This window comes from Streptomyces sp. NPDC054770 (assembly GCF_053611985.1).
This window is the reverse complement of the sequence record NZ_JBSHBL010000004.1, coordinates 168,959-195,311: the sequence shown is the minus strand read 5'-3', so window position 1 is coordinate 195,311 and position 26,353 is coordinate 168,959. Positions and strand designations below refer to the sequence as shown.

Annotated in this window: 21 protein-coding genes and 1 riboswitch; of the genes, 11 read left to right on the top strand and 10 right to left on the bottom strand. The window is 73.0% G+C overall.

Going from position 1 to position 26,353, the window contains the following annotated elements; all coding sequences use genetic code 11:
- Positions 1-21 precede the first annotated feature (21 nt).
- Positions 22-909 carry a DUF4429 domain-containing protein gene (locus ACWGKQ_RS06285; RefSeq protein ID WP_453290694.1) on the bottom strand — a complete coding sequence of 296 codons (888 nt, stop codon included), beginning with the start codon at positions 907-909 and terminating at the stop codon, positions 22-24.
- A gap of 188 nt (positions 910-1,097) precedes the next feature.
- Between ACWGKQ_RS06285 and ACWGKQ_RS06280 the strand changes: the two genes are divergently transcribed.
- Complete coding sequence (locus tag ACWGKQ_RS06280) at positions 1,098-2,375, top strand: hypothetical protein (protein ID WP_453290693.1); 1,278 nt, start codon at positions 1,098-1,100, stop codon at positions 2,373-2,375.
- Positions 2,376-2,643: 268 nt separating this feature from the next.
- Positions 2,644-3,183, top strand: coding sequence for a DoxX family protein (locus tag ACWGKQ_RS06275; protein WP_453290692.1), 540 nt, complete (start codon positions 2,644-2,646; stop codon positions 3,181-3,183).
- A gap of 30 nt (positions 3,184-3,213) precedes the next feature.
- Here the strand turns inward: ACWGKQ_RS06275 and ACWGKQ_RS06270 are convergent, their stop codons facing one another.
- Positions 3,214-3,423: a hypothetical protein gene (locus ACWGKQ_RS06270; protein ID WP_453290691.1), complete on the bottom strand. Its 210-nt coding sequence runs from the start codon at positions 3,421-3,423 to the stop codon at positions 3,214-3,216.
- Complete coding sequence (locus tag ACWGKQ_RS06265; RefSeq protein ID WP_453290690.1) at positions 3,410-4,837, bottom strand: PspC domain-containing protein; 1,428 nt, start codon at positions 4,835-4,837, stop codon at positions 3,410-3,412. The genes ACWGKQ_RS06270 and ACWGKQ_RS06265 overlap by 14 nt, the downstream gene beginning before the upstream one ends.
- A 199-nt stretch (positions 4,838-5,036) precedes the next feature.
- Between ACWGKQ_RS06265 and ACWGKQ_RS06260 the strand changes: the two genes are divergently transcribed.
- Both ACWGKQ_RS06260 and ACWGKQ_RS06255 read left to right on the top strand, forming a co-directional pair.
- Positions 5,037-6,329, top strand: coding sequence for a PspC domain-containing protein (locus ACWGKQ_RS06260; RefSeq protein WP_453290689.1), 1,293 nt, complete (start codon positions 5,037-5,039; stop codon positions 6,327-6,329).
- Complete coding sequence (locus ACWGKQ_RS06255; RefSeq protein ID WP_453290688.1) at positions 6,326-7,051, top strand: LuxR C-terminal-related transcriptional regulator; 726 nt, start codon at positions 6,326-6,328, stop codon at positions 7,049-7,051. Before ACWGKQ_RS06260 ends, ACWGKQ_RS06255 begins: the two co-directional genes overlap by 4 nt.
- Before the next feature lie 35 nt (positions 7,052-7,086).
- Here the strand turns inward: ACWGKQ_RS06255 and ACWGKQ_RS06250 are convergent, their stop codons facing one another.
- On the bottom strand, positions 7,087-8,148 hold the full coding sequence (locus tag ACWGKQ_RS06250) for an NlpC/P60 family protein (RefSeq protein WP_453290687.1): 1,062 nt from the start codon (positions 8,146-8,148) through the stop codon (positions 7,087-7,089).
- A 426-nt stretch (positions 8,149-8,574) separates the two neighbouring features.
- Between ACWGKQ_RS06250 and ACWGKQ_RS06245 the strand changes: the two genes are divergently transcribed.
- Positions 8,575-8,928, top strand: coding sequence for a hypothetical protein (locus ACWGKQ_RS06245; RefSeq protein WP_453290686.1), 354 nt, complete (start codon positions 8,575-8,577; stop codon positions 8,926-8,928).
- A 39-nt stretch (positions 8,929-8,967) separates the two neighbouring features.
- Here ACWGKQ_RS06245 and ACWGKQ_RS06240 read toward each other — a convergent pair whose 3' ends face one another.
- A complete protein-coding gene (locus tag ACWGKQ_RS06240) occupies positions 8,968-9,945 on the bottom strand; it encodes a tellurite resistance/C4-dicarboxylate transporter family protein (protein WP_453290685.1) in 978 nt (325 codons plus the stop codon).
- Between the two features lie 192 nt (positions 9,946-10,137).
- Here ACWGKQ_RS06240 and ACWGKQ_RS06235 point away from each other — a divergent pair, with 192 nt between their 5' ends.
- The gene (locus tag ACWGKQ_RS06235; RefSeq protein WP_453290764.1) at positions 10,138-10,947 is read left to right on the top strand and encodes a class I SAM-dependent methyltransferase; all 810 of its coding nucleotides are present in this window, start codon (positions 10,138-10,140) and stop codon (positions 10,945-10,947) included.
- A gap of 34 nt (positions 10,948-10,981) precedes the next feature.
- On the opposite strand, the gene ACWGKQ_RS06230 is transcribed toward ACWGKQ_RS06235, so the two are convergent.
- Positions 10,982-12,130, bottom strand: a complete 1,149-nt coding sequence (locus tag ACWGKQ_RS06230; RefSeq protein ID WP_453290684.1) for an NlpC/P60 family protein — start codon at positions 12,128-12,130, stop codon at positions 10,982-10,984.
- A gap of 8 nt (positions 12,131-12,138) precedes the next feature.
- Positions 12,139-12,309, bottom strand: a riboswitch (cyclic di-AMP (ydaO/yuaA leader).
- Between the two features lie 313 nt (positions 12,310-12,622).
- Here ACWGKQ_RS06230 and pcrA point away from each other — a divergent pair.
- Complete coding sequence (gene pcrA / locus ACWGKQ_RS06225; RefSeq protein WP_453290683.1) at positions 12,623-15,082, top strand: DNA helicase PcrA; 2,460 nt, start codon at positions 12,623-12,625, stop codon at positions 15,080-15,082.
- A 40-nt stretch (positions 15,083-15,122) separates the two neighbouring features.
- Here the strand turns inward: pcrA and ACWGKQ_RS06220 are convergent, their stop codons facing one another.
- Both ACWGKQ_RS06220 and ACWGKQ_RS06215 read right to left on the bottom strand, forming a co-directional pair.
- The gene (locus ACWGKQ_RS06220; RefSeq protein ID WP_453290682.1) at positions 15,123-16,607 is read right to left on the bottom strand and encodes a M23 family metallopeptidase; all 1,485 of its coding nucleotides are present in this window, start codon (positions 16,605-16,607) and stop codon (positions 15,123-15,125) included.
- Between the two features lie 187 nt (positions 16,608-16,794).
- The gene (locus ACWGKQ_RS06215) at positions 16,795-17,670 is read right to left on the bottom strand and encodes an esterase/lipase family protein (RefSeq protein WP_453290681.1); all 876 of its coding nucleotides are present in this window, start codon (positions 17,668-17,670) and stop codon (positions 16,795-16,797) included.
- Positions 17,671-17,996: 326 nt separating this feature from the next.
- Here ACWGKQ_RS06215 and ACWGKQ_RS06210 point away from each other — a divergent pair, with 326 nt between their 5' ends.
- Positions 17,997-18,413, top strand: a complete 417-nt coding sequence (locus ACWGKQ_RS06210; RefSeq protein WP_453290680.1) for a cobalamin B12-binding domain-containing protein — start codon at positions 17,997-17,999, stop codon at positions 18,411-18,413.
- 90 nt (positions 18,414-18,503) lie between these two features.
- Here the strand turns inward: ACWGKQ_RS06210 and ACWGKQ_RS06205 are convergent, their stop codons facing one another.
- Positions 18,504-20,096: a DUF5691 domain-containing protein gene (locus tag ACWGKQ_RS06205; protein ID WP_453290679.1), complete on the bottom strand. Its 1,593-nt coding sequence runs from the start codon at positions 20,094-20,096 to the stop codon at positions 18,504-18,506.
- Between the two features lie 53 nt (positions 20,097-20,149).
- Positions 20,150-21,505, bottom strand: a complete 1,356-nt coding sequence (locus ACWGKQ_RS06200) for an SWIM zinc finger family protein (protein ID WP_453290678.1) — start codon at positions 21,503-21,505, stop codon at positions 20,150-20,152.
- Between the two features lie 132 nt (positions 21,506-21,637).
- Between ACWGKQ_RS06200 and ACWGKQ_RS06195 the strand changes: the two genes are divergently transcribed.
- Genes ACWGKQ_RS06195 through ACWGKQ_RS06185 form a run of 3 tightly spaced genes read left to right on the top strand, consistent with a single transcriptional unit; the run spans position 21,638 to position 26,348 of the window.
- Complete coding sequence (locus tag ACWGKQ_RS06195) at positions 21,638-22,756, top strand: ATP-binding protein (protein ID WP_453290677.1); 1,119 nt, start codon at positions 21,638-21,640, stop codon at positions 22,754-22,756.
- A complete protein-coding gene (locus tag ACWGKQ_RS06190) occupies positions 22,753-25,143 on the top strand; it encodes a DUF5682 family protein (RefSeq protein WP_453290676.1) in 2,391 nt (796 codons plus the stop codon). The genes ACWGKQ_RS06195 and ACWGKQ_RS06190 overlap by 4 nt, the downstream gene beginning before the upstream one ends.
- Complete coding sequence (locus ACWGKQ_RS06185) at positions 25,140-26,348, top strand: VWA domain-containing protein (RefSeq protein WP_453290675.1); 1,209 nt, start codon at positions 25,140-25,142, stop codon at positions 26,346-26,348. Before ACWGKQ_RS06190 ends, ACWGKQ_RS06185 begins: the two co-directional genes overlap by 4 nt.
- The last annotated feature ends 5 nt before the right edge of the window (positions 26,349-26,353 follow it).

The window sequence follows — 26,353 nt, the reverse complement described above, 5'->3', positions numbered from 1 at the left end:
ACCCCTCGGCCGACCCCCGGCTCAGAAGCTCCGCAGCACGGCCGCCTTCGTCACCGCGAACTCCTCGTCCGTGAGCACCCCGTCCCGGTGCAGCTCGCCCAGCTCCCGCAGCCTGCGCAGCAGGATGTCGTGGTGGTCGGCCGACTGGCGCGGCACGGTCACCGGGGGCCGGTCCGGGTCGGCGTACTCCGTGCCCGGCCGGGTCGACGGATGCGGCAGCCGGGCCGTGACCGCCGCCGCGACCAGCGCCGTCAGCAGGTCGCGGCGGACACTGCCCCACAGGTCGAGGGCGTACGGGTCGCGCTCGGCCGGCAGCTTCGAGAACACCGTCTCCCGGGTCACGAACCGCAGGAGACCGTCCTCGTAGCCGGAGTTGGGCAGCCACTCCACCTGCACCAGATCGCCGACGCCGATGATCCGGGGCCCGGTGGCCCGCTTGACCCGGTCGGAGGTGTCGGCCCAGTCGATGCGCACCTGCGTACCGTCGAACGACACCGTCCCGTCCGAGGACCGCACCGACACCGGCACCGGCGGTCCCGGCAGCAGATACGTCTTCGCCGGCTCCTGCGGGACCTGTTCCAGCAGCAGCGACTGCCGGATCTCCGCCACGACGTACTCGGCCACCCCGGACCGGTCCCCGTCCACCGCCAGCCGATACGGATCCGCCCCCTCCGGCAACCGCCCGCCCGTCGCCTGCAACAGCGGGTCCGCCCCCTCGCGCAGCCGCATCCGCAGCCGCCCCCGCTTGCGCTCCGGCTCGTACACCACCCCCGACACCGCCTCCAGGGGTACGGCGATCTCCCCGTAGGTCTGCCGGAACAGCGGTACGGAACGGTGGCGTCCCGGCGTGATCCGGACCGTGCTGCCGTCGAACGCCCAGGTCCCGTCCCGCTGGATGATCTCGGCCATGGGGAAATTCTCGCAGCCGGGTCAACACGTCCGCCGTACCTTCACTCGTCGTGACCTGCCCACTGAACGCGAACGGCATGGCGTAGGGCACAATTCGCACTCGACACAAGGGAGTTGCGCGACGCCGTCCGGCCCCGGGGAGGGCCCTGCGGGTCGTGCCCCGGGCGTGGGGAAGGCGGGCGTCGGGCGTGGCGGTGCAGGAGGCGAGGCAGGGCGCCGGTTCGGGTGTCCACGGAGGCGGCTGCGCATGCGGGGACTGTCCGCACGGCGCACGTGAGGGACACCGGCGCGCGGTCGCCGCGTTCCTCGTCAAACGCGACGAGTTCGCGGCCGGGCAGGGGCTGCCCGCGGCGGTGGCCCACTCGGCCTCCGCCTCCCGCCAGTGGGTCTCCGAGGAACTCACCCAGTCCGCGGAGGAGGTCGCCGAACGCGGCCGCGCCGAGGGCGAGGCCTGGCTCGCCCGCCTCTGGCTGCGCACCGTGTGCACCGTCTGGGCAGCCGTCGTGATCATGCTCCTCACCCAGTCCCTCACCGCCATCGGCGCGGGCTGGACCAGCGCCCGCACCGCCGGCCTGCTCGCCGCCCTGACCGTGGCCCTCGCCCTCACCGCCGCCTCCTGGTTCCACCGCGCGCGCGGCGGGGTGCTCGCCCCCGTCATCGGCGAGGACAACCGCATGTCCACCTCCCGCACCGTCGCCGCCTCCTGGGTCCTCTTCGTCTCCTACGCCGTCCTCGTCCTGGCCGGCCGGCTGGCCGCCGCCTCCTCTCCCGCCGAGCGGGACGCCCTCATCTCCGGTCTCGACCTCGCCCGCGGCGCCGGTGCGGTGACCGTCCTCGCCGTGGTCTGCGGCATCGCCGTCCTGGTGCGCCGGGTGGTCGGCCTGCGCATCGTCGGCCAGCGCCTCCAGAAGGTGCGCGCCCACCGCCCCCGCGCCGCCGACCTGCTCACCGACGACGCCGGCCGCGGCACCTTCGCCGACATCCAGTACGTCGTCATCAGCGCCGTCGCCCTGCTCTTCGCCGCCGTACGGCTCGCCCGCCGCCCCGACCAGCTCCCGGACCTGCCCTGGGGCCTCGCGACGGTGGTCCTGATCTCCGCCGCGACCTACCTGGCCGGCAAGTACGCCGAGGGCGGCCGCCCGGTGATCCTCTCCGTCGTCCGCGCCCGCGAGGCCGGTGACCTGGACGCCCCGATCCGCACGGGCGACGACATCGAGATCCGCGGCACCGGCTTCGTCCCGCCCGGCGCCCAGACCGCCGACCGTCTCTCCCGCATGGTCGTCCGCATCGGCGCCGTCAACGTCCACGTCCCCCTGGTCCCCGTCACCGGCGGCTTCAGCAACCCCACGGACGACGTCCTCACCGTCCCGGTCCCGGCCGACGTGGAGCCCGGCTGGGTGGAGGTCCAAGTGGTGACGGCGGCCGGAGTGGCGACCAACCGGTGCGTGGTCGACGTGACGGAGTGACCGGACCGGCCGGCGGACGGGCGGACACCCTGGCGCGGGTGACGGGCCGCCCCCGTCCGTCCTCACCTGTCACCTCTTCGGACCTCCCGTACCAGAAGCCGCCGAGTCCGCATCCGACCCGCCTTGCCCTCCTTTCTCCCCGCTCCCGGGCGGGTGTGTCCGGCAGAAATTCGGAAAAACGTCCGGGAGAGGGTTGAGCGGGCTGCGGTTGTCGTACGTATGGTCTGTTGAGGGGCCTGGGTACAGCGGCGAGAGGCGGCTACTGGCGATGACTCACGGCATTCGATCGGACACGCACACCCCGTATCTCGACGGCGACCGCGGACTGCGGGACACCGCCACCCGGTACGCCCTCCTTCCTTTGCGGATCTTCCTGGGCGTCACCTTCATCTACGCCGGCCTGGACAAACTGACCGACAGCGCCTTCCTGAAATCCGGCGGGTCCGGGTCCATCGGCGACACCATGCGCGCGGTCCGTGACTCCGCCGCGATCCCGGCCCTGGTCGACCTGGCCCTGAAGAACCCCGTCGGCTTCGGCACCGCGATCGCCATCGGCGAGCTCGCCGTCGGCCTGGGCACCCTCTTCGGCCTGCTCGCCCGCCTGGCCGCGCTCGGCGGCGCACTGATCTCGCTCAGCCTGTGGCTGACCGTGAGCTGGGCCAACTCCCCGTACTACTACGGCAACGACCTCGCCTACCTGATGGCCTGGCTGCCCCTGGTCCTCGCCGGCGCCCCCTACCTGTCCCTGGACGCGATCCTCCGCGCCCGACGCCGACACCGCTCCGCACGGGCCTCGCTGGGCCTCTGAGCCGGCTCCGCCCGGCTCCTTGGCCCCTGCCTAGCCCTCCGGTGTGCCGCGGCGCCTGCGTATCGCCCGCGTCAGGGCCGCGGTCACCCCTGCCAGGAAGAGGCCGACCACCAGTACGGGGATGACCGCGAACCACTCGGTGTCCCACCAGCCGCCCGCGTCACCGGCGTAGGCGATCCCCGCCCCTGTCAGGAAGACACCCACGACCAGCCGTCCGGGCTGGAACTCATGCCGCAGCACGGGCCACCTCCACCTGTCCCGCGCCGACCTGGAGATCCAGGTCGAGCGTGCCCGAGTTCTTCGCACCGCTCGTCGGCGGCAGCGTCACGTCCTTGTGCTTGCCCGGCTCCACGTCCACGTCCTTCTTGTCGTCACCGGGCAACTGGATGTCACCCACCCCCACGTCGATACTCATCCGCACGGTCACGTCCGCCGGCACGACGATCTTCAGCTGACCCGCGCCCACCTCGGCCGACGTCGACACCGTCTGCCCCTGGGCGACGCGTATGTGCGTCAGGTCCAGCGTGGCCACTCCCGTCCCGAGGTCGTACGCCGACGACACCTCCGCCGCCGAGGCCGGGGTCCAGGACGCCCGCCTCCAGTGGGTGCTGATGTCGGACGGCATGGCCGACGCCGCCGCCAGCAGTACCGCCGTGACGAGCGCCAGGAACAGCGAGCCGGCTCCCGTGCGTCCCAGGAACGAGCTGACCGCCGTACCCAGTCCGAACACGATCAGCGCGCCGGCCAGACCGGCCTGGAGGCTGGTGCCCAGCGGGTGGGTGTCCCACGTCAGACCCGTGCCCAGGACGCCCGCGACCAGGGCGAGCAGGAAGATCCAGCCGCCGATCCAGCGCGGTCCGCGGGGCTTCGGGGGCGCGCTCTGCCGGGCGCGCACGTCCTGGCCGTGGACCCACGGGGTGCTCAGCCGGAAGTCGAGCCCCGGGGCGTCCCGGCCGCGGACGTCGGCCGGGCCCCACAGATAGCCGGTGCCTCCGACATGGGTGCCGTCCTTGACGATCGGGTCGCGCCACCACGAGGGGTAGGAGATCGGGATCGGCGGTGCCTGGGCCTCCGGCGGCGCGTCGGCGACGGCCTGGGCGGACAGTGGGTCGGGGTCGGGGGCGCCACGGCGCCGTGACCAGTACCCGGCGCCTGCCAGCAGCAGGGAGAGGACGACGGCGAACGCCAGCACCTGGCCGTTCCTGATCATCGTCAGCAGCACTCCGCAGCCGACCAGCGCGAACAGCACGGCCGCCAGGGCCTGCCCGTCGACCCGGCCGGTCAGCAGCTTGCGGACCTCGTTCTCCTCGTCCTCCTCGTAGGGCACGAAGAGCCAGGCGAAACCGTAGAAGAGGAGGCCGATGCCGCCCGTCGCGGCCAGCACGGCCAGGGTGATGCGGAAGATCACCGGATCCAGGTCGGTGTGGCGCCCGAGCCCCGCGCACACACCCGCGATCACCTTGTGCCGGCGGTCGCGCCGGAACCGGGGGGAGGCCGCGGCAGCCGCTGACGCGGCCTCGGCACCGGTGGCGTCGGCCCCCGTCGCGGCCGTCTCCGCCGCGGCGGGCGCGGCATCCGACGGCCCGGTGCCCGCGGCGGGGCGCGGGCCGGGGCCGGGTCCCGGACCCGTCGCGGCGTGCTCGTGATCTGTCATGAGTCAATGGTGACGGCCGTGCCGCCGCAACGGCAGTCGGGATGACCCTGGCCGAACCCTGAAATCGGCCCCGAGGCCGGACCGGGAAACGTTCGAACAGCGCCGTGGCGCCCCGGCGCCAGGGGAAAACCGAAGATCAGGGGAGTCTCGGGGGTCGACCCTGATGCTCCGCAACTCCGGGCGTGTGAACATCGATGGCATGCCGGAAGCCGCAGCAGCGCCCCTCGAAGACCCGCGGCCGCCGCGCAAGCTCTACCGCAGCAGCGACGGCCGCTGGCTCGGCGGAGTGGCGCGAGGCCTCGCCGGGCATCTCGGCCTGCCCGTCGTCTGGGTGCGGCTCGTCTTCGTCGGCCTGTTCACGGCCAACGGCCTCGGCGCGCTGCTGTACGCCGCGTTCTGGTTCTTCGTACCCCTCGGCGTCGGCGGGGTCGGGGGCCAGAAGCCGCCGTCCCTGGTCGCCACCGAGACCTCGGCGGACGGCCGCCGCAGACTCGTCGCCCGCAAACCCGACAAGGGCCAGATCGTCGCCCTGCTCCTCATGGTCGTCGTGTCCATGGTGTTCGTGGGCAGCGTCAACCTGACCAGCGGCGCCAAGGCCTATCTCCTGCCCGCGGTCCTGGTCGCCGCGGGTGTCGCCCTCGTCTGGCGCCAGGCGGACAACGCCCGCCGGGCCCGCTGGGTCGAGGTCGGCAGCCGGCGCCGTACGCTCACCCTGCTGCGCGCGGGTGTCGGCGTCCTGCTCGTCACCGCGGGCGTCTCGGGCGTCTTCGTCATGAAGGGCTCCGCCGCGCACATCGGCGCGGTGCTCCAGGCGGCCCTGGCCGTGCTCGTCGGCATCACGCTGCTCGCCGGCCCGTATCTCGTGCGGATGACCCAGGACCTCTCCGAGGAGCGGCTGATGCGCATCCGCGCCCAGGAGCGCGCCGAGGTCGCCGCCCATGTCCACGATTCCGTGCTGCACACCCTCACCCTGATCCAGCGCAACGCGGAGAACGCGGGCGAGGTGCGCCGCCTCGCCCGCGCTCAGGAGCGCGACCTGCGCACCTGGCTCTACAAGCCCGAGGGCACCGGCAAGGACGAGGCCGACGAGCCCGCCACCCTCGCCGAAGCGGTCCGGCGCAACGCGGCGGAGGTGGAGGACAAGCACGGCGTCCCCATCGAGGTCGTGGTGGTCGGGGACTGCCCGCTCGACGAGCGGACGGGCGCGCAGATGCAGGCCGCGCGCGAGGCGATGGTCAACGCGGCCAAGTACGGTGGCGAGGGCGGCGCCGTCCAGGTCTACGCCGAAGTCGAGGGCAGAACGGTCTTCGTGTCCGTCCGCGACCGCGGTCCCGGCTTTGACCTCGACTCGATACCCGCCGACCGCATGGGTGTCAGAGAATCGGTCATCGGCCGTATGGAGCGTCACGGCGGCACGGCACGGCTGCGGTCCGTGCCGGGCGGCGGCACGGAGGTCGAGCTGGAGATGGAGAGGGCGGAGAAGACGTCATGAGCGACGCGACCGAGGCGAACGGTCCGGGGAACGGCCCGGCGGAAGGCGCGGACCAGGCCGGGCGTCGGGTGCGGGTGGTCCTCGTCGACGACCACCGGATGTTCCGGACGGGCGTCCAGGCCGAGATCGGCCAGACCGAGCAGACCGGTGTCGAGGTGGTCGGCGAGGCCGCCGACGTCGACCAGGCGGTCTCGGTGATCACCGCGACCCGGCCCGAGGTGGTCCTTCTCGACGTGCACCTGCCGGGTGGCGGCGGGGTCGAAGTGCTGCGCCGGTGCGCCCCGTTGACGGCGGACGCCGAGCGGCCGGTGCGCTTCCTGGCGCTGTCCGTGTCGGACGCGGCCGAGGACGTGATCGGCGTGATCCGGGGCGGTGCCCGCGGCTACGTCACCAAGACGATCACCGGCACCGACCTGGTCGACTCGATCTTCCGGGTCCAGGAGGGCGACGCGGTCTTCTCTCCGCGGCTCGCCGGGTTCGTCCTGGACGCCTTCGCCTCCACCGACGCCCCGCCGGTCGACGAGGACCTCGACCGCCTCACCCAGCGCGAGCGCGAGGTCCTGCGCCTCATCGCCCGCGGCTACGCCTACAAGGAGATCGCCAAGCAGCTGTTCATCTCCGTCAAGACGGTCGAGTCCCATGTGTCGGCGGTGCTGCGGAAGTTGCAGCTGTCGAACCGGCACGAGCTGACCCGCTGGGCGACCGCGCGCCGCCTGGTCTGAGGCCGCAGGGACCTGCCGGGACCTGCCGGGGGGGCTCACGCGACCCGCGTGGCCCCCGCGAACGGCATCTCGTCGATCGGGGCGATCCGTACCGGCGCCGACGGGTTGGGTGCGTGGATCATCTGGCCGTTGCCGATGTAGATGCCGACGTGACTGATGCCCGAGTAGAAGAACACCAGGTCGCCGGGCTGCAGTTCGGAGCGGGAGACGCGGCGGCCGGCGTCGATCTGGGCGTAGGTGGTGCGGGGGATGGAGACCCCGGCCGAGCGGTAGGCGGCCTGGGCGAGGCCCGAGCAGTCGAAGGCGTCCGGACCGGTCGCGCCCCAGACGTAGGGGCTGCCGAGCTTCGAGTAGGCGTACGCGACGGCGGCCGCGGCGCGGGAGTCGGGGGCGGCGACGCTGCCCGGGCTCAGGGCGTCGCGGCCGTCCGAGGCCGAACGCGAGGCCCGGCCGGCGTCGGCACCGTCCGCCGTGACCGCCGCCCGCTGCCCCGGCGAAAGCTGTGACAGCAGCCGCCTGGCCTCGCCGAGCTTGCCGTTGACGTCGGTCTTCTGCTGCTTCAGCTCGGCCTGCCGGGACCGCAGCGCGGTCAGTTCCACGTGCGCCGCGCCGCGCAGCCGCTCGATCTCCCGCAGCTGCCCGCGCACCCGCGCCACCGCACCGGCCTGCCGGTCGCCGGCCCGTTCGGCGAACGCCGCGTCGTCCAGGTAGCGGTCGGGGTCGCTGGACAGTGCCAGCTGCCAGGCCGGATCGATGCCGCCGTCGCGGTACTGCGCGGCCGCTATCGAACCGAGCGCGTCCCGGGCGGAGTTGAACTTCTCCTGCGCGCGGGCCGTCTCGTCCTGCAACGACTTCAGCCGCCGCTGGGCCGTGTCGGCCTTGTCCTTCGCTCCGTCGTACTTCTGGGTGGCCGCCTCGGCCTCCTGGTACAGCTGGTCCACCTTGGCCTTCACCTGTGCCGGTGTCAGTTGCGGCTCGGCGTTTCCGGTCCCTTCGAAAGCCGTCGCGGTGGCCGCGCCCGCCAGGGCGAGGGTGGCGGCCGTGCGGGCCGTGTTACCGCTGAGCGAGCGCTGTCGGGGCTTGCGGTGCGCTGCCACCTGGACTGTCCCGTCCTTTCGTACGACCGCGGAGGAGTGCGGACTGCGCGTCCGGCGGCGGTCCGCCACAGGGGGAGCGGACCGCCGCCGGACATTCTCGGCGGTGGTGTCCGACTGCCGCCCCTGGCCCGGGCGGCGGTGGGGAGTCGGTCACCTGGGGGAGGACGCTAGGCCCGGGTGTGTCGGGCTGGTAACGCGATGCACGGAATTGGCGTGACCGGATCGTTACCCGACGGTATGTGAACGGGATTCCGGTCCGGAGCCGTCGGCTTCTCGGGACGGGATGACCGAAGAGACGGTTCCGGGGCAGGCTGGGGACAGGGGGTGCTATGGGGTGCATATATGCGGTGCGCCTCGCGGGGGGAGGGAAAAGAAAGAGGGGCCGGTGCCCGGGGCCCCGGGAGGCCCTGATTAGGCTCCGGGGCCATGGACGTACTCATCCATCTCTTCGTCGGCCTGCACATCATCGGCATCGCCGCGCTCCTCGGCGGCTTCCTCACCCAGATGAAGGCGATGGGCCAGGGCACGGCCCGGTTCGTCCCCGGGATGCTGCACGGCGCGTTCACCATGCTCGCGACCGGCGTGATCCTGGTCGGCCTCAACGAGGCCGACGGCCATCACGTCAACACCATCAAGATCGGCGTGAAGCTCGCCCTGCTGATCGTGATCCTCGGGCTCGTCTACGTGAAACGGGACGACGAGAAGGTGGAGAAGAGCGCCTTCGGCGTGGTGGGCCTGCTCACGATGGTGAACGTCTTCATCGCCGTCCTGTGGACGTGACCCGCGGCATCCCAGGCACCCCCGGCATCCCCCGCATCCTCAGCGGGCCCTGCTGAGGGCGGCACGGGTGGCACGGGCGGCCGCCACCGCTCCGGCCGCCACCGCCAGCCAGGCCGCCACCGTGACCCACACCAGCACCCGCCCCGGCCACTTCAGCCACGCGCCGCCGACGGAGGACGCGACCGACAGTGTCGCCGCCGCCGTCATCCCCATCGGGAATACCGTCGCCCAGCGGCGCACGTCGTAACGGAGCCGGGGCCATGCCACCTCCGCGGCCAGCAGCACGACGTACCAGGCCAGGTCCAGGACCAGCAGCGCCACCGTCACCGTGCGCAGGACACCGCTGTCGTCGTCGTTCCACAGGTACAGCCGCGCACTGTCGGCGCCCAGCAGCCGCGCCCCGGCCAGCGCGGAGATCGCCAGCGCACCGCCCGCCACCCACTGGTCACCGGGTCCGGCGGCGATCTGCCGCCACTCGAACCGCGGCACGGCGAGCCCGTACATCGCCAGCCCCAGCCAGAAGAGGACCAGCGCGAGGTGCGCGAGCCACGCCGTGGTCACGGCCGCGGCCAGCGTCGCTCCCAGCACGGCCAGACCCTGCGTGGCCACACAGGCCAGGAACACCGCGCCGGACATCCGCGGTCTCCAGTGCCTCACGACGAGGACCAGCAGCGGCGGCCACAGGACCGCCGACAGCGCCAGCAGGGCCCCGGCGGGCGTCTGCCACCCGAGCGCCGAGAACCGCGTCCCCAGCACCGTCGTAGCCGCCACGGCGGTGAGCGCGCCCGGCGTCCGTGCCTCCGCCGCCCACCGCCGGCGGTCGAGCACCAGCCGTACGACGAAGTCCGCGGCCAGCGCCGCCCACATCGCGCAGGCAAGCACCAGCGCCACCCGGGACACGGTCTCCGCCCCCGCCAGGTGCAACCCCACCGACATGATGCCGGTGGCCATCACAGCGGCCCCCGCCGCCGGCGGACGCTGCGCCCACCAGGCGCGCAGGAGTGAAATGCCGGACATGCCGCTGATGCTAGGGAGAGCCGGCCACGGCAGGAACGGGCCACGCGCGCGTGCGGCCCGAAAACCGCGCGGTCGCGGGACAGCGGCAGCGGAAGCCGTCCGCCTTCCAAGCCGTCCGCGCTGATCAGACGGTGGGCTAGGGTCGTGACGACACGTCGATCTCGGCTGAGGTCAGGGAGGGCGCCGGTGACGATGACGACGTTCGACAAGAGTGAGCGGTTGATCTGGGCGGGCCGGGGGGCCGCTTATGCCGGAAGCTTCGCCAAGCTGTGCGCCCATCCGGTGTCGCGGTTGCTCGATGCCGCCGAGGTCGGACCAGGCGCGCGGTTGCTGGACGTGGGGACCGGGCCGGGGACGGTCGCCGCGGCCGCGTGTGTCCGGGGCGCGACGGTGACGGCCGTGGATGCGGAGCCGACCATGGTCGAGTTGGCTGTTCAGGCCGCACCCGCGGCTGATGTGCGGGTGGCCGTTCTTCCCGCGCTTCCCTTCGCCGACGGAGAGTTCGACGCCGTCGTGGCCAACTTCGTTCTGAACCATGTGGGCCGGCCCAAAGTGGCGCTGGCTGAGCTGCGCCGTGTGGTGCGGCCCGGCGGCTGGATCGCGTTGACGACATGGGCGGCGCCGCCGGCGCCGGGACAGGCTCTGATCGGCCGTGCGATCGAGGCCGCGGGTGCGGTGCGCCCACCGCATCTGCCCGCAGGGCTGGCTCCTGAGGATGATTTCCCCCGTGACGAGAGCGGCCTGACCGGGCTGATGGACGCGGCGGGGCTGCGCGAGGCGGAGTGCGCGACCTTGCGTTGGGATCACCGCGCGAGCGCCGACGAGTGGTGGAGCGGTCCTGCGAGCGGAGTGGCGTTCGGCGGGCAGCTGGTGCAGAGCCAGACACCCCGGATCCGCGCCGAGATCAAGCGTCACTTCGATGTGTTCAGTTCGGAGTTCGCTGCCGAGGACGGTCTGCTGGCCCTGCCGCATGCGGCCCTGCTCGCGCGCGGGCGCCGCTGACCCGGGCGTCTGCAGATGCCGGCCTGCAGTCGGCTCAGGCCGGGCGTACCACGCTGTGGATGATCGACTCGCCGCCGTAGTAGATCGACTCCTCCCGGACGTAGGCGCCGGGCTTCGGGGCGTGGATCATCATGCCGTTGCCGATGTAGATGCCGACGTGGCTGACGTCGTCGTAGAAGAAGACCAGGTCGCCGGGTCGGGCGTCGGCGAGGGAGACGGTGGTGCCGGCGTTCACCTGGTCGTAGGTGGTGCGCGGCAGGGAGACGCCCGCGGCCTTCCAGGCGGCCTGGGAGAGCCCGGAGCAGTCGTAGGAGCCGGGGCCGGTGGCGCCCCAGACGTACGGCTTGCCGATCTGTGCGCGGGCGAAGGCGATCGCCTTGGCGGCCTTCGTGGCGTAGGCGGAGGAGGAGCCGCTCGACGTGCCGGAAGAGGAGCTGCCCGATGCGGCGGACGACGACGTCTCCTGCTCGGCGGCCGCGGCCTGCTGCTTCGCCAGCTCCGCCGCCTTGCGGGCCGCCACCTCCTCCTGCTGCTTCTCGATCGCCGCCAGCCGCGCCTTCTCCGCGGCCGTCAGCTGCGACAGCAGCTCCCGCGCGGAGGCCAGCTTCGTCTGGACGGTGGTCTTGGCGGTCTTGAGGTCGTCCTGCGTCTCGGTGAGCGTTTCGAGGCTCTTGGCGGCCTCCTGCCGCTTCCTCATGGTCGCGGACTGCTGGGTGACGTAGTCGTCGACCGCGCCCTTCTGGCGTGCGGTCAGCCGGCTCATCAGCTGGTCCTGGTCGAAGTAGTCCTGGGGACTGTCCGCGAGCAGGAAGGTCGCCGTGTCGGGGGCGGCGGCCCCGGTCCGGTACTGGGCCGCGGCGAACGAACCCAGCTCCTCACGCGCCTTGTTCAGCCGGTCCGTGCGCTCGGCGACGTCGTCGAGCAGGGTGTCGACCTGCTTGCGCTGCCGGCCGGTCCGCTCCTTGGCGGCGTTGTACTTCTCGGTCGCCGACTCCGCCTGCCGGTAGAGCGAGTCGACCTTCTTCTCGACCTCCTCCAGGCTCGGCTTGCCGTCCTCGGGGGGCGCGGCCTCGGCCGTCTGGGAGAACAGGGCCATGGAGGTGAGGGCGGCGGTGGCCAGCGCGGGGGTGCGTATGCCCGCCGCGCGCGTTCCTGACGGCCGGGACTTGCGGTGCGACGCCAACGGAGGCGACTCCTTCCACGTTCCGCCTACCGAGTTAGCTGTCGGGTTCGGGCGGGTGGTTCGGAAGGGTTGCCCTACGGTCCGCTCCCCGGAGGGGAGTCGGGACCGATTCACCCCGGGATCGGTGGGTCCCCGGCTCCGGATGCGCGGCGGCGCCCCGGACTCGGCGGAGGCCGTGCGGCCCGGCGACGTTCGCCGGTGGGGGTCGCGCGGCCCGCCTCGCACGCTAACCAACTCGTGTGGCCTCTGTGAAGGTTGATGTGCGATATGCCCGATACATTTTCGTGACCTTGTTGTTAGAACTTGTTAAGGCAAGGTCATCTGGGACGGTATGAGTGACTTGTTCGGAAGGGTGCCGCTGGTTCGCGCTGGGGGAGTGCGGCTCCGTGCTCCGCGCCGACCTGCCGTGACGGAGCGGAACCGGTCGGTCACCCGGGCGAGTTTTCGGGGCGGCGACCGGTTGTCGGTGGGGCGCCCTAGACTCGGAGAGCGATGAGCAGCCTCTTTGACGACAGCTTCCTGGCGAGCCTCCAGGCCCCCCGCGGCCATGACGAGGAACCCCCGCCGCCGCCCGAGGACGAGCACGCTCCGGAGTCGATTCCGGACGATCTGTTCGGCGGGAAGTTCGACGTGCCCCCGGACCGAGACGCCTACTACCGCGACGGCGCCGCCCGCCCGGCCCTGGACCCGGCCGCGCTCCTGGACGGGCTGAACGACAACCAGCGGGCGGCCGTGGTGCACGCCGGCTCCCCGCTGCTCATCGTGGCCGGCGCCGGTTCCGGCAAGACGCGCGTGCTCACCCACCGCATCGCCCACCTGCTCGGCGCGCGCCAGGTGCACCCGGGCCAGATCCTCGCGATCACCTTCACCAACAAGGCCGCGGGCGAGATGAAGGAGCGGGTCGAGCACCTCGTCGGCCCGCGCGCGAACGCGATGTGGGTGATGACCTTCCACAGCGCCTGCGTGCGGATCCTGCGCAGGGAGAGCAAGAAGCTCGGCTTCACCTCCTCCTTCTCGATCTACGACGCGGCCGACTCCAAGCGCCTGATGGCCCTGGTCTGCCGCGACCTGGACCTCGACCCCAAGCGCTACCCGCCGAAGTCCTTCAGCGCCAAGATCAGCAACCTGAAGAACGAGCTGATCGACGAGGAGGACTTCGCCGCCCAGGCCGCCGACGGCTTCGAGAAGACCCTCGCCCAGGCCTACGCCCTGTACCAGTCGCGGCTGCGCGAGGCGAACGCCCTCGACTTCGACGACCTGATCATGACGACGGTCAACCTGCTGCGCGCCTTCCCGGACGTCGCCGAGCACTACCGCCGCCGCTTCCGGCACGTCCTGGTCGACGAGTACCAGGACACCAACCACGCCCAGTACGCCCTGGTGCGCGAGCTGGTCGGCACCGGCGCGCCCGACCTGCCCCCCGCCGAGCTCTGCGTCGTCGGTGACGCCGACCAGTCGATCTACGCCTTCCGGGGCGCGACGATCCGCAACATCCTCCAGTTCGAGGAGGACTACCCGAACGCGACGACGATCCTCCTCGAACAGAACTACCGCTCCACGCAGACGATTCTGAGCGCCGCCAACGCGGTCATCGAGCGCAACGAGTCCCGCCGCCCGAAGAACCTGTGGACCAACGCGGGCGCGGGCGCGCAGATCACCGGCTACGTCGCCGACACCGAGCACGACGAGGCGCAGTTCGTCGCCGAGGAGATAGACCGTCTGACGGACGCGGGCGAGGCGAAGGCCGGCGATGTCGCCGTCTTCTACCGCACCAACGCCCAGTCCCGCGTCTTCGAGGAGATCTTCATCCGCGTCGGCCTGCCCTACAAGGTCGTCGGCGGGGTCCGCTTCTACGAGCGCAAGGAGGTCCGGGACGTCCTGGCCTACCTGCGGGTGCTGGCCAACCCGGAGGACTCCGTCCCGCTCCGGCGCATCCTCAACGTCCCCAAGCGCGGTATCGGCGACCGCGCGGAGGCGATGATCGACGCCCTCGCCCAGCGCGAGAAGATCAGCTTCCCGCAGGCGCTCAGGCGCGTCGACGAGGCGTACGGCATGGCCGCGCGGTCGACGAACGCGGTCAAGCGGTTCAACACGCTGATGGAGGACCTCCGTACGGTCGTGGAGTCCGGCGCCGGACCCGCCACCGTCCTGGAGGCGATCTACGAACGCACCGGATACCTCGCCGAGCTGCAGAACTCGACGGACCCGCAGGACGAGACCCGCATCGAGAACCTCCAGGAACTCGCCTCCGTGGCACTGGAGTTCGAGCAGGAGTCCGGAGAGGGCGAGGAACAGCCCGGGCTCGCCGCCTTCCTGGAGCGGGTGGCCCTGGTCGCCGACTCCGACCAGATTCCCGACGACGACGAGAACGGCGACGGCGTCATCACCCTGATGACCCTGCACACCGCCAAGGGCCTCGAATTCCCGGTGGTGTTCCTGACCGGCATGGAGGACGGCGTCTTCCCGCACATGCGCGCCCTCGGCCAGACCAAGGAGCTGGAGGAGGAGCGGCGCCTCGCCTACGTGGGCATCACGCGGGCGCGGGAGCGGCTGTACCTCACCCGGTCCTCGATGCGCAGCGCCTGGGGCCAGCCGTCGTACAACCCGCCCTCGCGCTTCCTGGAGGAGATCCCGGGCGCGTATCTGGAGTGGAAGCGGACCGGGGCGATGGCGCCGGTCTCCACCGGGCCCGCGGCGGGCGTGGCGGCCTCGCTCTCCTCGACCCGCTCGCGCTCCTCGGCGTCGGGTGCGTCCGGCTTCGCCACCCGGCGGACCTCGGAGAAGCCGGTGGTCTCGGTGGCCGTCGGCGACCGTGTCACCCACGACCAGTTCGGCCTCGGCACGGTCGTCGCGGTGAAGGGCACGGGGGCGAACGCGGAGGCGACGATCGACTTCGGCGACACCAAGCCGAAGCGGCTGCTGCTGCGGTACGCGCCGGTGGAGAAGCTGTAGGACGACCGGGTCCCGCCGCGGCGGGACCCGCCGGTACCGGTCAGGTCGGGTCGAGCCCGTGGCTGCGCAGCCACGGCAGCGGGTCTAAGGCGGCGCCACCGGCCGGCCGCACCAAGAAGTGCAGGTGCGGCCCGGTCGAGTTGCCGGAGTTCCCGGAGTACGCGATCGGGTCGCCTGCCTTCACCGTCGTACCGGCGGCGACACGGTAGGACGAGAGGTGGCAGTACCACGTCTCCGTGCCGTCCTTCGCCGTCACTATCATCATGTTGCCGTAGGCGCTGTTCCACTTGGTGGAGACGACGCCGTCCATCGCGGCCATCACCGTCGTGCCGTAGGAGACGGGAAAGTCGATGCCCGTGTGGACGGACATCCAGTTCACGCCGGCCTGGCCGAAGTAGGCGCTGAGCCCTTTCTGCGTGACCGGAAGGGCGTACTTCGGGCGCAGCCGCTCCTTGCGGGCCGCCTCCGCCGCCGCCTTCTTCTTCTCGGACTCCTGCTGGGCCTTGAGGTCGATGCGCTCCTGCGTCCGGCTGGCCCGGTCGGCGAAGTCGTCGGCGCCCGCCGAGAGCGTCCGCAGCTGGGCGTCCAGCTTGCTGTTGGCGGCGGACGGTTTCACCGACTGCCCGTCGGAGGCGGAGGCCGTGGTGTCCTTGCCGTCGTCGGTCAGGCTGCCGACGGAGGCGGCCGCGATCCCGGCGACCCCCATCACGCACACCGAGGGCACGGCGACGGTCAGCAACGCGGACCGCTTGGGAGGCGTACGGCGGCGGGAACGCGCTCCCGCGCGGGAACCGGCGCGGGTCGTCGCCCCCTCCGGCGTGGCCGGGGTGATCTCTTCCTGGTCGTCCAGCAGTGGCGTTACTTCAGGCAGTTCAGGCAGTTCACCGGTCGCGGCCGATTCCCCGCCGTCCGGGAAGTCTTCCGTGGACTCCTCGAACTCCCTGAACTCTCCGAACTCGCCGAAATCTCCGGACGCCTCGAACTCCCCGTGGGCAAGCTCGTGCTCGGGCTCGGCGCTCTGTGCCGGGGTGCCGTCGGAGTTCCACTGCGTGGCGTCGTACACGCCGGTGTCGAACGCCTGGGTGCCCCACTCCCACTGCTGGGTCGCACCGGCCATGCCCGACTGGTCGGGCTGGAGCCAGGCGTTCGCGTCCCAGTGACCGCTGGTGTCGGCGATCGTCTCGGGTGACGGCGCCGGTGCCGGGATGGTCCACGCGGTGCTGTCGTAGGCGCCGGAATCGTAGGCGGCGTGATGCTGGGCCGCGTACGGGTCGTAGTTCAGCGTCTGGCCGCCGGCCGTCTGCCACTGCGTGGCGTCGTACGCGCCGGTGGACCGGCTCTCGCCCGGGAGGCTGCCGAAGAGCGGATCGCTGTGGAACGAGGCGCCGGCGACGGTGTGGTCGCCGTACGTGGTGAAGTCGCCGTACTGGGCTTCCTGGGTGCTGTACGCCGCGTAGTGCGCCGGATCGGCATCGGAAGCCGGGGCCGGGGTGGTCATGGTCCCCGACGGGTGACGGTCGTTCACCAACTTCTCTTTCGCCTCGACAACAGGGGCTGGCAGAGCAGTGCGGCGACTGTACCCGGCGGTATACGGGCGCGACAATCTTCAACAGGTTTCGCTGTTTCGGGAAACGGGCATTCGGCCGTGTTTCGGGGGACGACGGGCGCGGGTTTGGCTTTGTGTTCGAGGAGTGTTCGAGGGAGAGGGGTCGTCAGGCCACCGTCAGACCGCCCGCGATCCGCTCCTCGGGGTGGGTTTCGTCGAGGGCCTGCCGTATACCGGTCGCGATCGCCGGGTGGACGGGCAGGGCGAGGTGGCCGATCCCGGTCACCCGCACATTCGTCGCCATGAGGTCCGGGTGGTCGACCCGGGCCGTCTCCACCGGCTCCATCAGCGAGTCGAGGTCGCTCCAGAAGCTCACGAACCGGGTACGGCAGCCGGGTGCCGGCCGGGCCAGCTCCTCGATCACCTGCGAACCGGGGCGCATCTGCCGCACGATCGGGTGCGCGTCCGCGAGCGGCGCCACCCGGGTGCCGGAGTGCGGGGTACCGAGCGTCACCAGGGTGCGGACCCGCAGGTCGCCGCCGAGGCGCTGGACGTAGTAGCGCGCGATCAGGCCGCCGAGGCTGTGCCCGACGATGTCGACCCGGCCGCTGCCGGTGCGCGCGCAGATCTCCTCTATGTGCCGGCCGAGCAGTTCGGCGGCGGTGCGGATGTCGCAGGTCAGCGGTGAGTAGTTGAGCGACTCGACACGCTGGCCGCCGTGCTGGGCGAGGGTGCGGCGCAGCAGGACGAAGACCGAGCGGTTGTCGATGAACCCGTGCAGCAGCACGACCGGCGGGGCCGCCCGGACCGGCAGCCGGGCCGGGCCGTCGGCGGGCTCGGCGGGCAGTGCGGACGGCGGGGCCGGTGCGGGCGGGCGGCGCTCCGGGGTGAGGCCCGTCGGGTAGAGCAGCAGGTGCCCGGCCAGGATCGCGGCCTCCAGGGCCGTCGACTTCAGGAGGGCCAGCGACAGTCCGGCGAGTCTGCTGGGCAGGAGGCGGCGGCAGAACGGGAGAAAGGGGTCCAGTACCTCGGTGACCTTCATCGGCCGGCCTCCTGTCGGCACGCCGAGGACGACTCCGTCCCCCGTGTGCCCTCATGGGGAGTCCGAGCGCGGAGGCGGCGGGGGTGGCGGGATGCGACGCCATGCCACGTCGTGGGCCCGTACTGCCCCGCGGACCACGCTGCGGCTCCCTGACGTGTCCCGCTGTGTGTGATTTCCCCCTCTGTAACCTCCGCGAAACTGCCGGTTGCGGGATGCTGGAGATAACGTTCGTTCACTTGCGACGGGTGGCGGAACGCGCCGAATGTGCGGTACTTCTCGGTACGGATGGATGTTGGCGTGTTCGTTTCATGGTCATGGAGGCAGTGATGGGTGTGGCAGCCGGCCCGATCCGTGTGGTGGTGGCCAAACCGGGGCTCGACGGCCACGACCGCGGGGCCAAGGTCATCGCGCGGGCGCTGCGCGACGCGGGCATGGAGGTCATCTACACCGGGCTCCACCAGACACCGGAACAGATCGTCGGCACGGCCATCCAGGAGGACGCCGACGCCATCGGCCTCTCCATCCTCTCCGGCGCCCACAACACGCTGTTCGCGGCGGTCATCGACCTCCTCAAGGAGCGTGACGCCGAGGACATCCTCGTCTTCGGCGGCGGCATCATCCCCGAGGACGACATCGCCCCCCTCAAGGAGAAGGGCGTTGCCGCGATCTTCACGCCGGGGGCGACGACGACGTCGATCGTGGAGTGGGTGCGGGAGAACGTGCGGCAGCCGACGCAGGCCTAGTCCGCATGTGCGGGGGGCCGACTTGGGGGGTGCGCGTGGTGTGGGGCGCTGCGGGACGGTGGGGGCTGGGCGCGCAGTTCCCCGCGCCCCTCAAGGGGCGCGGTCGTCCAGCTCTTTGAGCATTGCCGCTCGGAGTCTCAGGGTCGTCACCAGGCGTTGGAAGGCTTCCGCCCAGTAGCCGCCGGCTCCCGGTGACGCGTCCTCGCGTTCGTCCGGTACTGCGAGGAGGGCGTCGAGCCGGGCGGCTTCCGCGGGGTCCAGGCAGCGCTCGGCCAGGCCCATCACCCCGCTGAAGCTCCACGGGTAACTCCCCGCGTCCCGCGCGATGTTGAGGGCGTCCACCACGGACCGGCCGAGCGGTGCGGACCAGGGGACGGCGCACATGCCGAGCAGCTGGAACGCCTCCGACAGACCGTGTGCCGCGATGAAGCCGGCCACCCAGTCGGCCCGCTCCCCGCCCTCCAGCGTGCCCAGCAGCTTGGCCCGTTCGGCCAGGGACACCGCGCCAGGACCGCCCGCCTCCGGTGCCGCCGGAACCCCCAGCAGCGCTCTCGCCCACCCGGCGTCGCGCTGCCGTACGGCGGCCCGGCACCAGGCCGCGTGCAGCTCGCCCTGCCAGCCGTCCGCCACCGGCAGCGCCACGAGCTCCGCCGGCGTACGGCCGCCGAGCCGCGCCGCCCAGGTGGCGAGCGGGGCCGCTTCCACCAACTGCCCCAGCCACCAGGACCGTTCGCCGCGCCCGGCCGGCGGCTTGGCCACCACCCCGTCGCGCTCCATCCCCGGGTCGCACTCCGGCGGTGCCTCCACCGCGATCACCGGCCCGTCCCCGGTGTGATCGACCGCCACGCACACCCCGGCCCGCACCGCCATCCGACCGGCGAGCGCCGAGCCGGGCAGTGCGGACAGCAGCTCCGCGGCCGTCGTCCGCACGTTACGGCTCCGGTCCGACAGCGCCTGCTCCAGGAACGGCTCGTCCCCGGCGGCCAGTCCGGTGCGCAGCGAGTCGAGGAACATCAGCCGGTCCTCGGCCCGCTCCGTCACCCAGGTCCCGGCCAGCAGCTCGCGCGCCGCCTCGGGTGAACGCGCCCGGAGCGCGGCCAGCAGCGCGACCCGCTCGGCGAACAGCCCCTCCTGCCACAGCTGCCGTATCGCCGCGGTGTCCTCGGGGTCGGGCAGGGCCGTGCCGCCGCCCGGGGCCGCGCGCAGGGCGAACCGCCAGTCCTGGTTGAGCCGGGCCAGCCACAGGGCGCGCGGTCCGGCGAAGGCCAGCGCGGCGGGCCGCAGGTCGGTACGGCCCCGGGCGGCGTCCAGCAGCGCGGGCAGCAGCTGCGGGGGTGCGGCGAACCCGCGTGCGCCGGCCGCCGCGAGCCACTGCGGCAGCAGCTCCATCAGGTCGGGCGAGGTGCCCCGGCGGCCGCCGGCCGCGGTACCGGGGCGGTCGGAGAGCAGCATCGCCAGCCGACGTGCCGCGGCGGCCGGCAGCGCGGGGCGCGGATCCGCGGGGGCCGGTTCGGGGCGGCGCGCGGCCGGTGCCGGACGCAGCCCGGCCCGCCGTCGTACGGTCGCCACGGCCGCCTCGTCCAGCAGGGCCACCGGAGCCTCGCGGCCCGGCGTGCCGGTCGCGGGCGGACGCCGGTCGGTGCCCAGCAGAGCCGTGGTGACGAGATCCTCCCAAGCGGTCACGGGTTCCCTTTCCGCGGGTTCTGCGAGTCGGTTCGGGGGTGGGGCCGGCCGGGTCAGCACAGCGGTACCGCCTCGCCCGCCGTCTCCGGCCAGGCCGTCAGCGGGGTGAAGCCGCGGTGGCCGCACTCGCCGAAGACCGTGACCGGGGCGCCGCCCGAGAGCGCGACCAGCCGCCACAGGTCCGGCCCGGAACGGGCGGCGGGAGCCAGCGGCAGCGCGGACTCGCCCTCGGCGTCGGCCAGTTGCCAGGAGTCGCCGTCCTGGACCGGCACCACCCGGTCCAGCGTCACCGGCACCGACTCCAGCCACGGGTCGTCACGCAGCGCCTCCCCGTACCGGGCCGCCGCCCGCTCGGTCGGCACGCCTGGCGGCCGTGCCGACAGGGGCGCCGGTGCGGCGAACCGCTCACCCAGCGCCGCCCGGTGCTGCCCCGCGCCCGGATAGGCGGACAGCTCCGCCTCCAGGGCGAGGCCTACCGGCAGCGCCAGCTCGGGGGCGCGGCCGGCCGCGCCGTAGGAGAGCAGCAGTGCCGTACGCCCGGAGTCGGCGCCGTGCAGCCAGATCCGGCGGGTCGTCAGCTTCGCGTCACCGGTGTCGTACTGGGCGAGGACCAGCCAGCGGTCCCGCACCGGGGGGCCGTCCGCCGGGGCGGGCAGGCCGACCCGGGAGCGGACCGTGGCCGCGAGGCCCGCCGGGAGCCGGTCGCGGCGCAGCCAGCCCTGGTCGAGGAGGTGCAGCAGCGCACACTCCTCGAGGAGCCGCACCGGCCAGCCCGGACCGGAGCCCGGTATCGCCCCCAACTCCCGCACCCGCGCGGCCAGTCCGGGGGCCTGGGCGTCGATCATGCGGGCCGCCGTCTCCTCCCACAGCCCGTACCCCGCCTGTTCGGCCGCGGCCAGGCCGCCGCGCAGCAGGTCGGACAGGCGCTGCTCCAGCTCGCCGGCGCCCGCCGTGATCCGCTCGGCCCGCTTCTCGGACCGGCGCCGGGCCGCCGCTGGATCAGCGGCGGCCGGGGAACTCCCGCCGCCCGCCGCCCGTTTGTCCTCCGCACGCCCGCGTCTGCCCGCGATCCACTGCTCGGCCCAGTCCGGCGGCTCCTGCGCGGCCGGCACCGACTCGTCCTCGCCCGCCCAGAGCAGAAGCAGTCCGAGGGCGTGCTTGCAGGGGAACTTCCGGCTCGGGCAACTGCACTTGTAGGCCGGACCCGCCGGATCGGCGATGTCCACGATCGTCTGGTACGGCTTGCTGCCGCTGCCCTTGCACAGTCCCCATACCGTCCCCTCCTCGCAACTCCCCGCCCCGGACCACGGTCCGGCCGCTCCGAGTCTGCTTCCCGCCTTGCGTGACGCGGCGTCAGGCGCCAAGGCCAGCACCTGGTCCGCACTCCAGCGCACCCCCTGCTGAGTCATGCCATCGAAGGTAGATCCCGCCACTGACAATCGCCCCGGCGGGCGCGTCTGTGCAGGTCAGAGCGATTGTCAGTGGCGTGGTGCACGGTGGACACCAGATCCGAACCGGCCGAGCTGGAGGGGGCCTCAGCCATGACTGTGTCCGTGGAACCGACCGACCCGACGACCACCGAGGGCGCGCTGCGACCGCACGCCGAGCACGCCTTCGCCGCCGAACTGGCGGCGCTGGCCGCGCAGGACGACCGGCCGCGACCGGCCCGCTGGAAGCTGTCTCCGTGGGCGGTGGCGACCTATCTGCTCGGCGGAACACTGCCGGACGGCACGGTGATCACACCGAAGTACGTCGGCCCGCGCCGCATCGTCGAGGTCGCCGTCACCACCCTCGCCACCGACCGTGCCCTGCTCCTGCTCGGCGTGCCAGGCACCGCCAAGACCTGGGTCTCCGAGCACCTGGCGGCCGCCGTCAGCGGTGACTCGACCCTCCTCGTGCAGGGCACGGCCGGCACGCCTGAGGAGGCCATCCGCTACGGCTGGAACTACGCGCAGCTGCTGGCCCACGGCCCCAGCCGGGACGCTCTCGTGCCGAGCCCGGTCATGCGGGCCATGGCGGAGGGGATGACGGCGAGAGTCGAGGAGCTGACCCGGATCCCCGCCGACGTGCAGGACACGCTGATCACGATCCTGTCCGAGAAGACCCTGCCCATTCCCGAGCTGGGCCAGGAGGTGCAGGCGGTCCGCGGCTTCAACCTGATCGCCACCGCCAACGACCGCGACCGGGGCGTCAACGACCTCTCCAGCGCCCTGCGCCGCCGCTTCAACACCGTGGTGCTGCCGCTGCCGGAGAGCCCGGACGCCGAGGTCGACATCGTCGCGCGCCGCGTCGACCAGCTCGGCCGCTCCCTGGACCTGCCGGCCGTGCCCGACGGCATCGCGGAGATCCGCCGGGTCGTCACCGTCTTCCGCGAGCTGCGCGACGGCGTCACCGCAGACGGCCGCACCAAGCTCAAGTCGCCGAGCGGCACACTCTCCACGGCCGAGGCGATCTCCGTCGTCACGGGCGGCCTCGCCCTGGCCGCCCATTTCGGGGACGGCGTGCTGCGGGCCGGTGACATCGCGGCCGGCATCCTCGGCGCCGTCGTCCGCGACCCGGCCGCCGACCGGGTCATCTGGCAGGAGTACCTGGAGACGGTCGTCCGCGAGCGGGACGGCTGGAAGGACTTCTACCGCGCCTGCCGCGAGGTGAGCGTATGAGCGACACCGGGGGGAGGCCGCCCGGGCCGCTGCTGCTGGGGGTACGGCACCACGGGCCCGGCTCCGCGCGGGCGGTGCGGGCCGCCCTGGACGCCGCCCGGCCGCGGGTCGTCCTGATCGAGGGCCCGCCGGAGGCCGACGCGCTGATCCCGCTCGCCGCCGACCCGGAGATGCGGCCCCCGGTCGCCCTCCTCGCGCACGCCGTGGACGAGCCCGGCCGCTCGGCGTTCTGGCCGCTGGCCGACTTCAGCCCCGAGTGGGTGGCCGTCCGCTGGGCTCTGGAGCACGAGGTCCCGGCCCGCTTCATCGACCTGCCGGCCACGCACACGTTGGCGTGGGAGGGGCACGAGGACCCGTGCGAACCGGATGACGGTGCCGACGGCGGGCGGCGGATGCGCGTCGACCCGCTCGCCGCCCTCGCCGAGGCCGCCGGGTACGACGATCCCGAGCGCTGGTGGGAGGACGTCGTCGAGCACCGGGGCGGGGCCGGGGAGCGGGACGCGTTCGCGCCGTTCGCCGCGGTGGCGGAGGCGATGGAGGCGCTGCGGGAGACCTACGGGGTCGGCGGGCGCGACCGGGACCCCGTGCGGGAGGCGTACATGCGGCTCCAACTGCGCGCCGCGCAACGGGAGTTCCGGGAGCAGGTCGCGGTGGTGTGCGGGGCGTGGCATGTGCCGGCGCTGCGCGCGAAGAGCACCGTCGCCGCCGACCGGGAGCTCCTGAAGGGCCTGCCCAAGGTCAGGACCGACATGACCTGGGTGCCGTGGACCAACCGGCGGCTGGCCCGGGCGAGCGGCTACGGCGCCGGCATCGACTCGCCGGGCTGGTACGGACATCTGTTCCGGGCCCCGGACCGGCCGGTGGAGCGGTGGCTCACCAAGGTGGCCGGACTGCTCCGCGAGGAGGACCGGATCGTCTCCTCGGCCCATGTCATCGAGGCGGTACGGCTGGCCGAGACCCTCGCGGTGATGCGCGGCCGCCCGCTGCCCGGCCTCGGCGAGACGACCGACGCGGTGCGGGCGGTGCTGTGCGAGGGCTCGGACGTCCCGCTGGCGCTGGTGCACGACCGGCTGGTGGTCGGGGACGTGCTGGGGGAGGTGCCGGAGGCGGCGCCCGCGGTGCCGTTGCAGCGGGACCTGGCCCGGGAGCAGCGCCGGCTCCGGCTCAGGCCGGAGGCGCTGGAGCGGGAGCTGGAACTCGACCTGCGCAAGGAGACCGACGCCGGGCGCAGCCGGCTGCTGCACCGGCTGCGGCTGCTCGGCGTCGGCTGGGGCGAGCCCGCGCAGTCCCGGGGCAGCACGGGGACGTTCCGGGAGACCTGGCGGCTGCGCTGGGAGCCGGAGCTGTCGGTGCGGGTGGCAGAGGCCGGGGTGTGGGGGACGACCGTCGAGGGCGCGGCGACGGCCAGGGCCGAGGCCGACGCGGTGCACGCGAGCGCCCTCGCCGAGGTCACCGGTCTCGCCGAGCACTGCCTGCTCGCGAGCCTGCCGGAGGCGCTGCCAGTGGTGATGCGGGCGCTCGCCGACCGGGCCGCGCTGGACACGGACGTCGGCCAACTCGCCCAGGCCCTCCCGGCCCTGGTCCGCTCCCTGCGCTACGGCGACGTCCGGAGCACCGACACCGAGGCGCTCGCCGAGGTCGCCGCGGGCCTCGCCGAGCGGGTCTTCGTCGGACTCCCGCCGGCCTGCGTCGCCCTGGACGCGGACGCGGCCGACGAGATGCGCGGCCATGTGGACGCCGTGCACACGGCGGTGGGACTCCTCGGGGAGCCCGGAACGGCGGCGGGGGCGGGGGCGGGGGCCGATTCCGGCGGCCGTGACCTGCGGGGCCGCTGGCGGGCGGTGCTGCGCACGCTGTCCGGGCGGGAGACCGTGCCCGGGGTGCTGCGCGGGCGGGCCGTGCGGATCCTGCTGGACGAGGGGGAGCTGGAGCCCGAGGAGGCGGCGCGGCTGATGGGGCTGGTGCTCTCGCCGGGGACCCCGCCCGCGGACGCGGCCGCCTGGATCGAGGGGTTCGTCGGCGGCAGCGGCGGGGGCGGGATGCTGCTCGTGCACGACGAGCGGCTGCTCGGCCTGGTCGACGCCTGGCTGACCGGGGTGCCCGCGGCGGCGTTCACGGACGTGCTCCCGCTGCTGCGGCGGACGTTCTCGGTGTACGAGCCGGGGGTGCGCCGGACGATCGGCGAACTGGTGCGCCGCGGCCCGGGGGAGCGGCTCCAGGGGGCGGCGCGAATCGGCGGGACACCGGGATTCGGCGCCGAGGCGGACGCCGGGCGCGCCGACGCCGTACTGCCGGTGCTGCGCCTGCTGCTCGGCCTCGACGAAGCGGAAGACGAAGGGAAAGACGCAGCGGAACCGGACAACGACCTTGTGGGGGCGGGGAAATGACCACGGACGCGACGGATGTGACGGACGCGACGGATGTCGGCGCCGACGCCGGACTCGGTGATCCCGGGCAGGAGCGGCTGCGGCGGTGGCGGCTGGTGCTCGGGGGCGAGGCCGCCGACGGGACCGGGTGCACGCTGTCGGGGCAGGACGCGGCGATGGACGGGACGCTGGCCGCGCTGTACGGGAAGGGGGACAGACCGCAGTCCGGGCGGGACCGTTCGGCGGGGCTCGGGGCGTCGGCGCCGTCGGTGGCGCGTTGGCTCGGGGACATCCGGACGTACTTCCCGTCCTCCGTCGTCCAGGTCATGCAGCGGGACGCCATCGACCGGCTCGGGCTGGCCTCGCTGCTGCTCGAACCGGAGATGCTGGAGGCGGTCGAGGCCGATGTGCACCTGGTCGGCACGCTCCTCTCGCTCAACAAGGCGATGCCGGAGACGACGAAGGAGACCGCACGGGCGGTCGTGCGCAAGGTCGTCGAGGACCTGGAGAAGCGGCTGGCCACCCGCACCCGGGCCACCCTCACCGGCGCTCTCGACCGCAGCGCCCGCATCACCCGGCCGCGCCACCACGACATCGACTGGAACCGCACCATCGCGGCCAACCTCAAGCACTACCTGCCCGAGTACCGGACGATCGTGCCGGAGCGGCTGATCGGGTACGGGCGGGCTTCGCAGTCGGTGAAGAAGGAGGTGGTGCTCTGCATCGACCAGTCCGGGTCGATGGCCGCGTCGGTGGTGTACGCCTCGGTGTTCGGGGCGGTGCTGGCGTCCATGCGGTCGATCGACACCAGGCTCGTCGTCTTCGACACCGCGGTGGTCGACCTCACCGACCAACTCGACGACCCGGTGGACGTGTTGTTCGGCACCCAGCTCGGCGGCGGTACGGACATCAACCGGGCGCTGGCGTACTGCCAGTCGCAGATCACCCGGCCGGCGGAGACCGTCGTCGTCCTCATCAGCGACCTCTACGAGGGCGGCATACGGAACGAGATGCTGAAGCGGGTCGCGGCGATGAAGGCGTCGGGGGTGCAGTTCGTGGCGCTGCTCGCGCTGTCGGACGAGGGGGCCCCGGCGTACGACCGGGAGCATGCGGCCGCGCTCGCCGCGCTGGGGGCACCGGCGTTCGCCTGCACGCCCGATCTCTTCCCCGAGGTGATGGCGGCGGCGATCGAGAAGCGGCCGATTCCGGTGCCGGACACCGTGTGATGCCG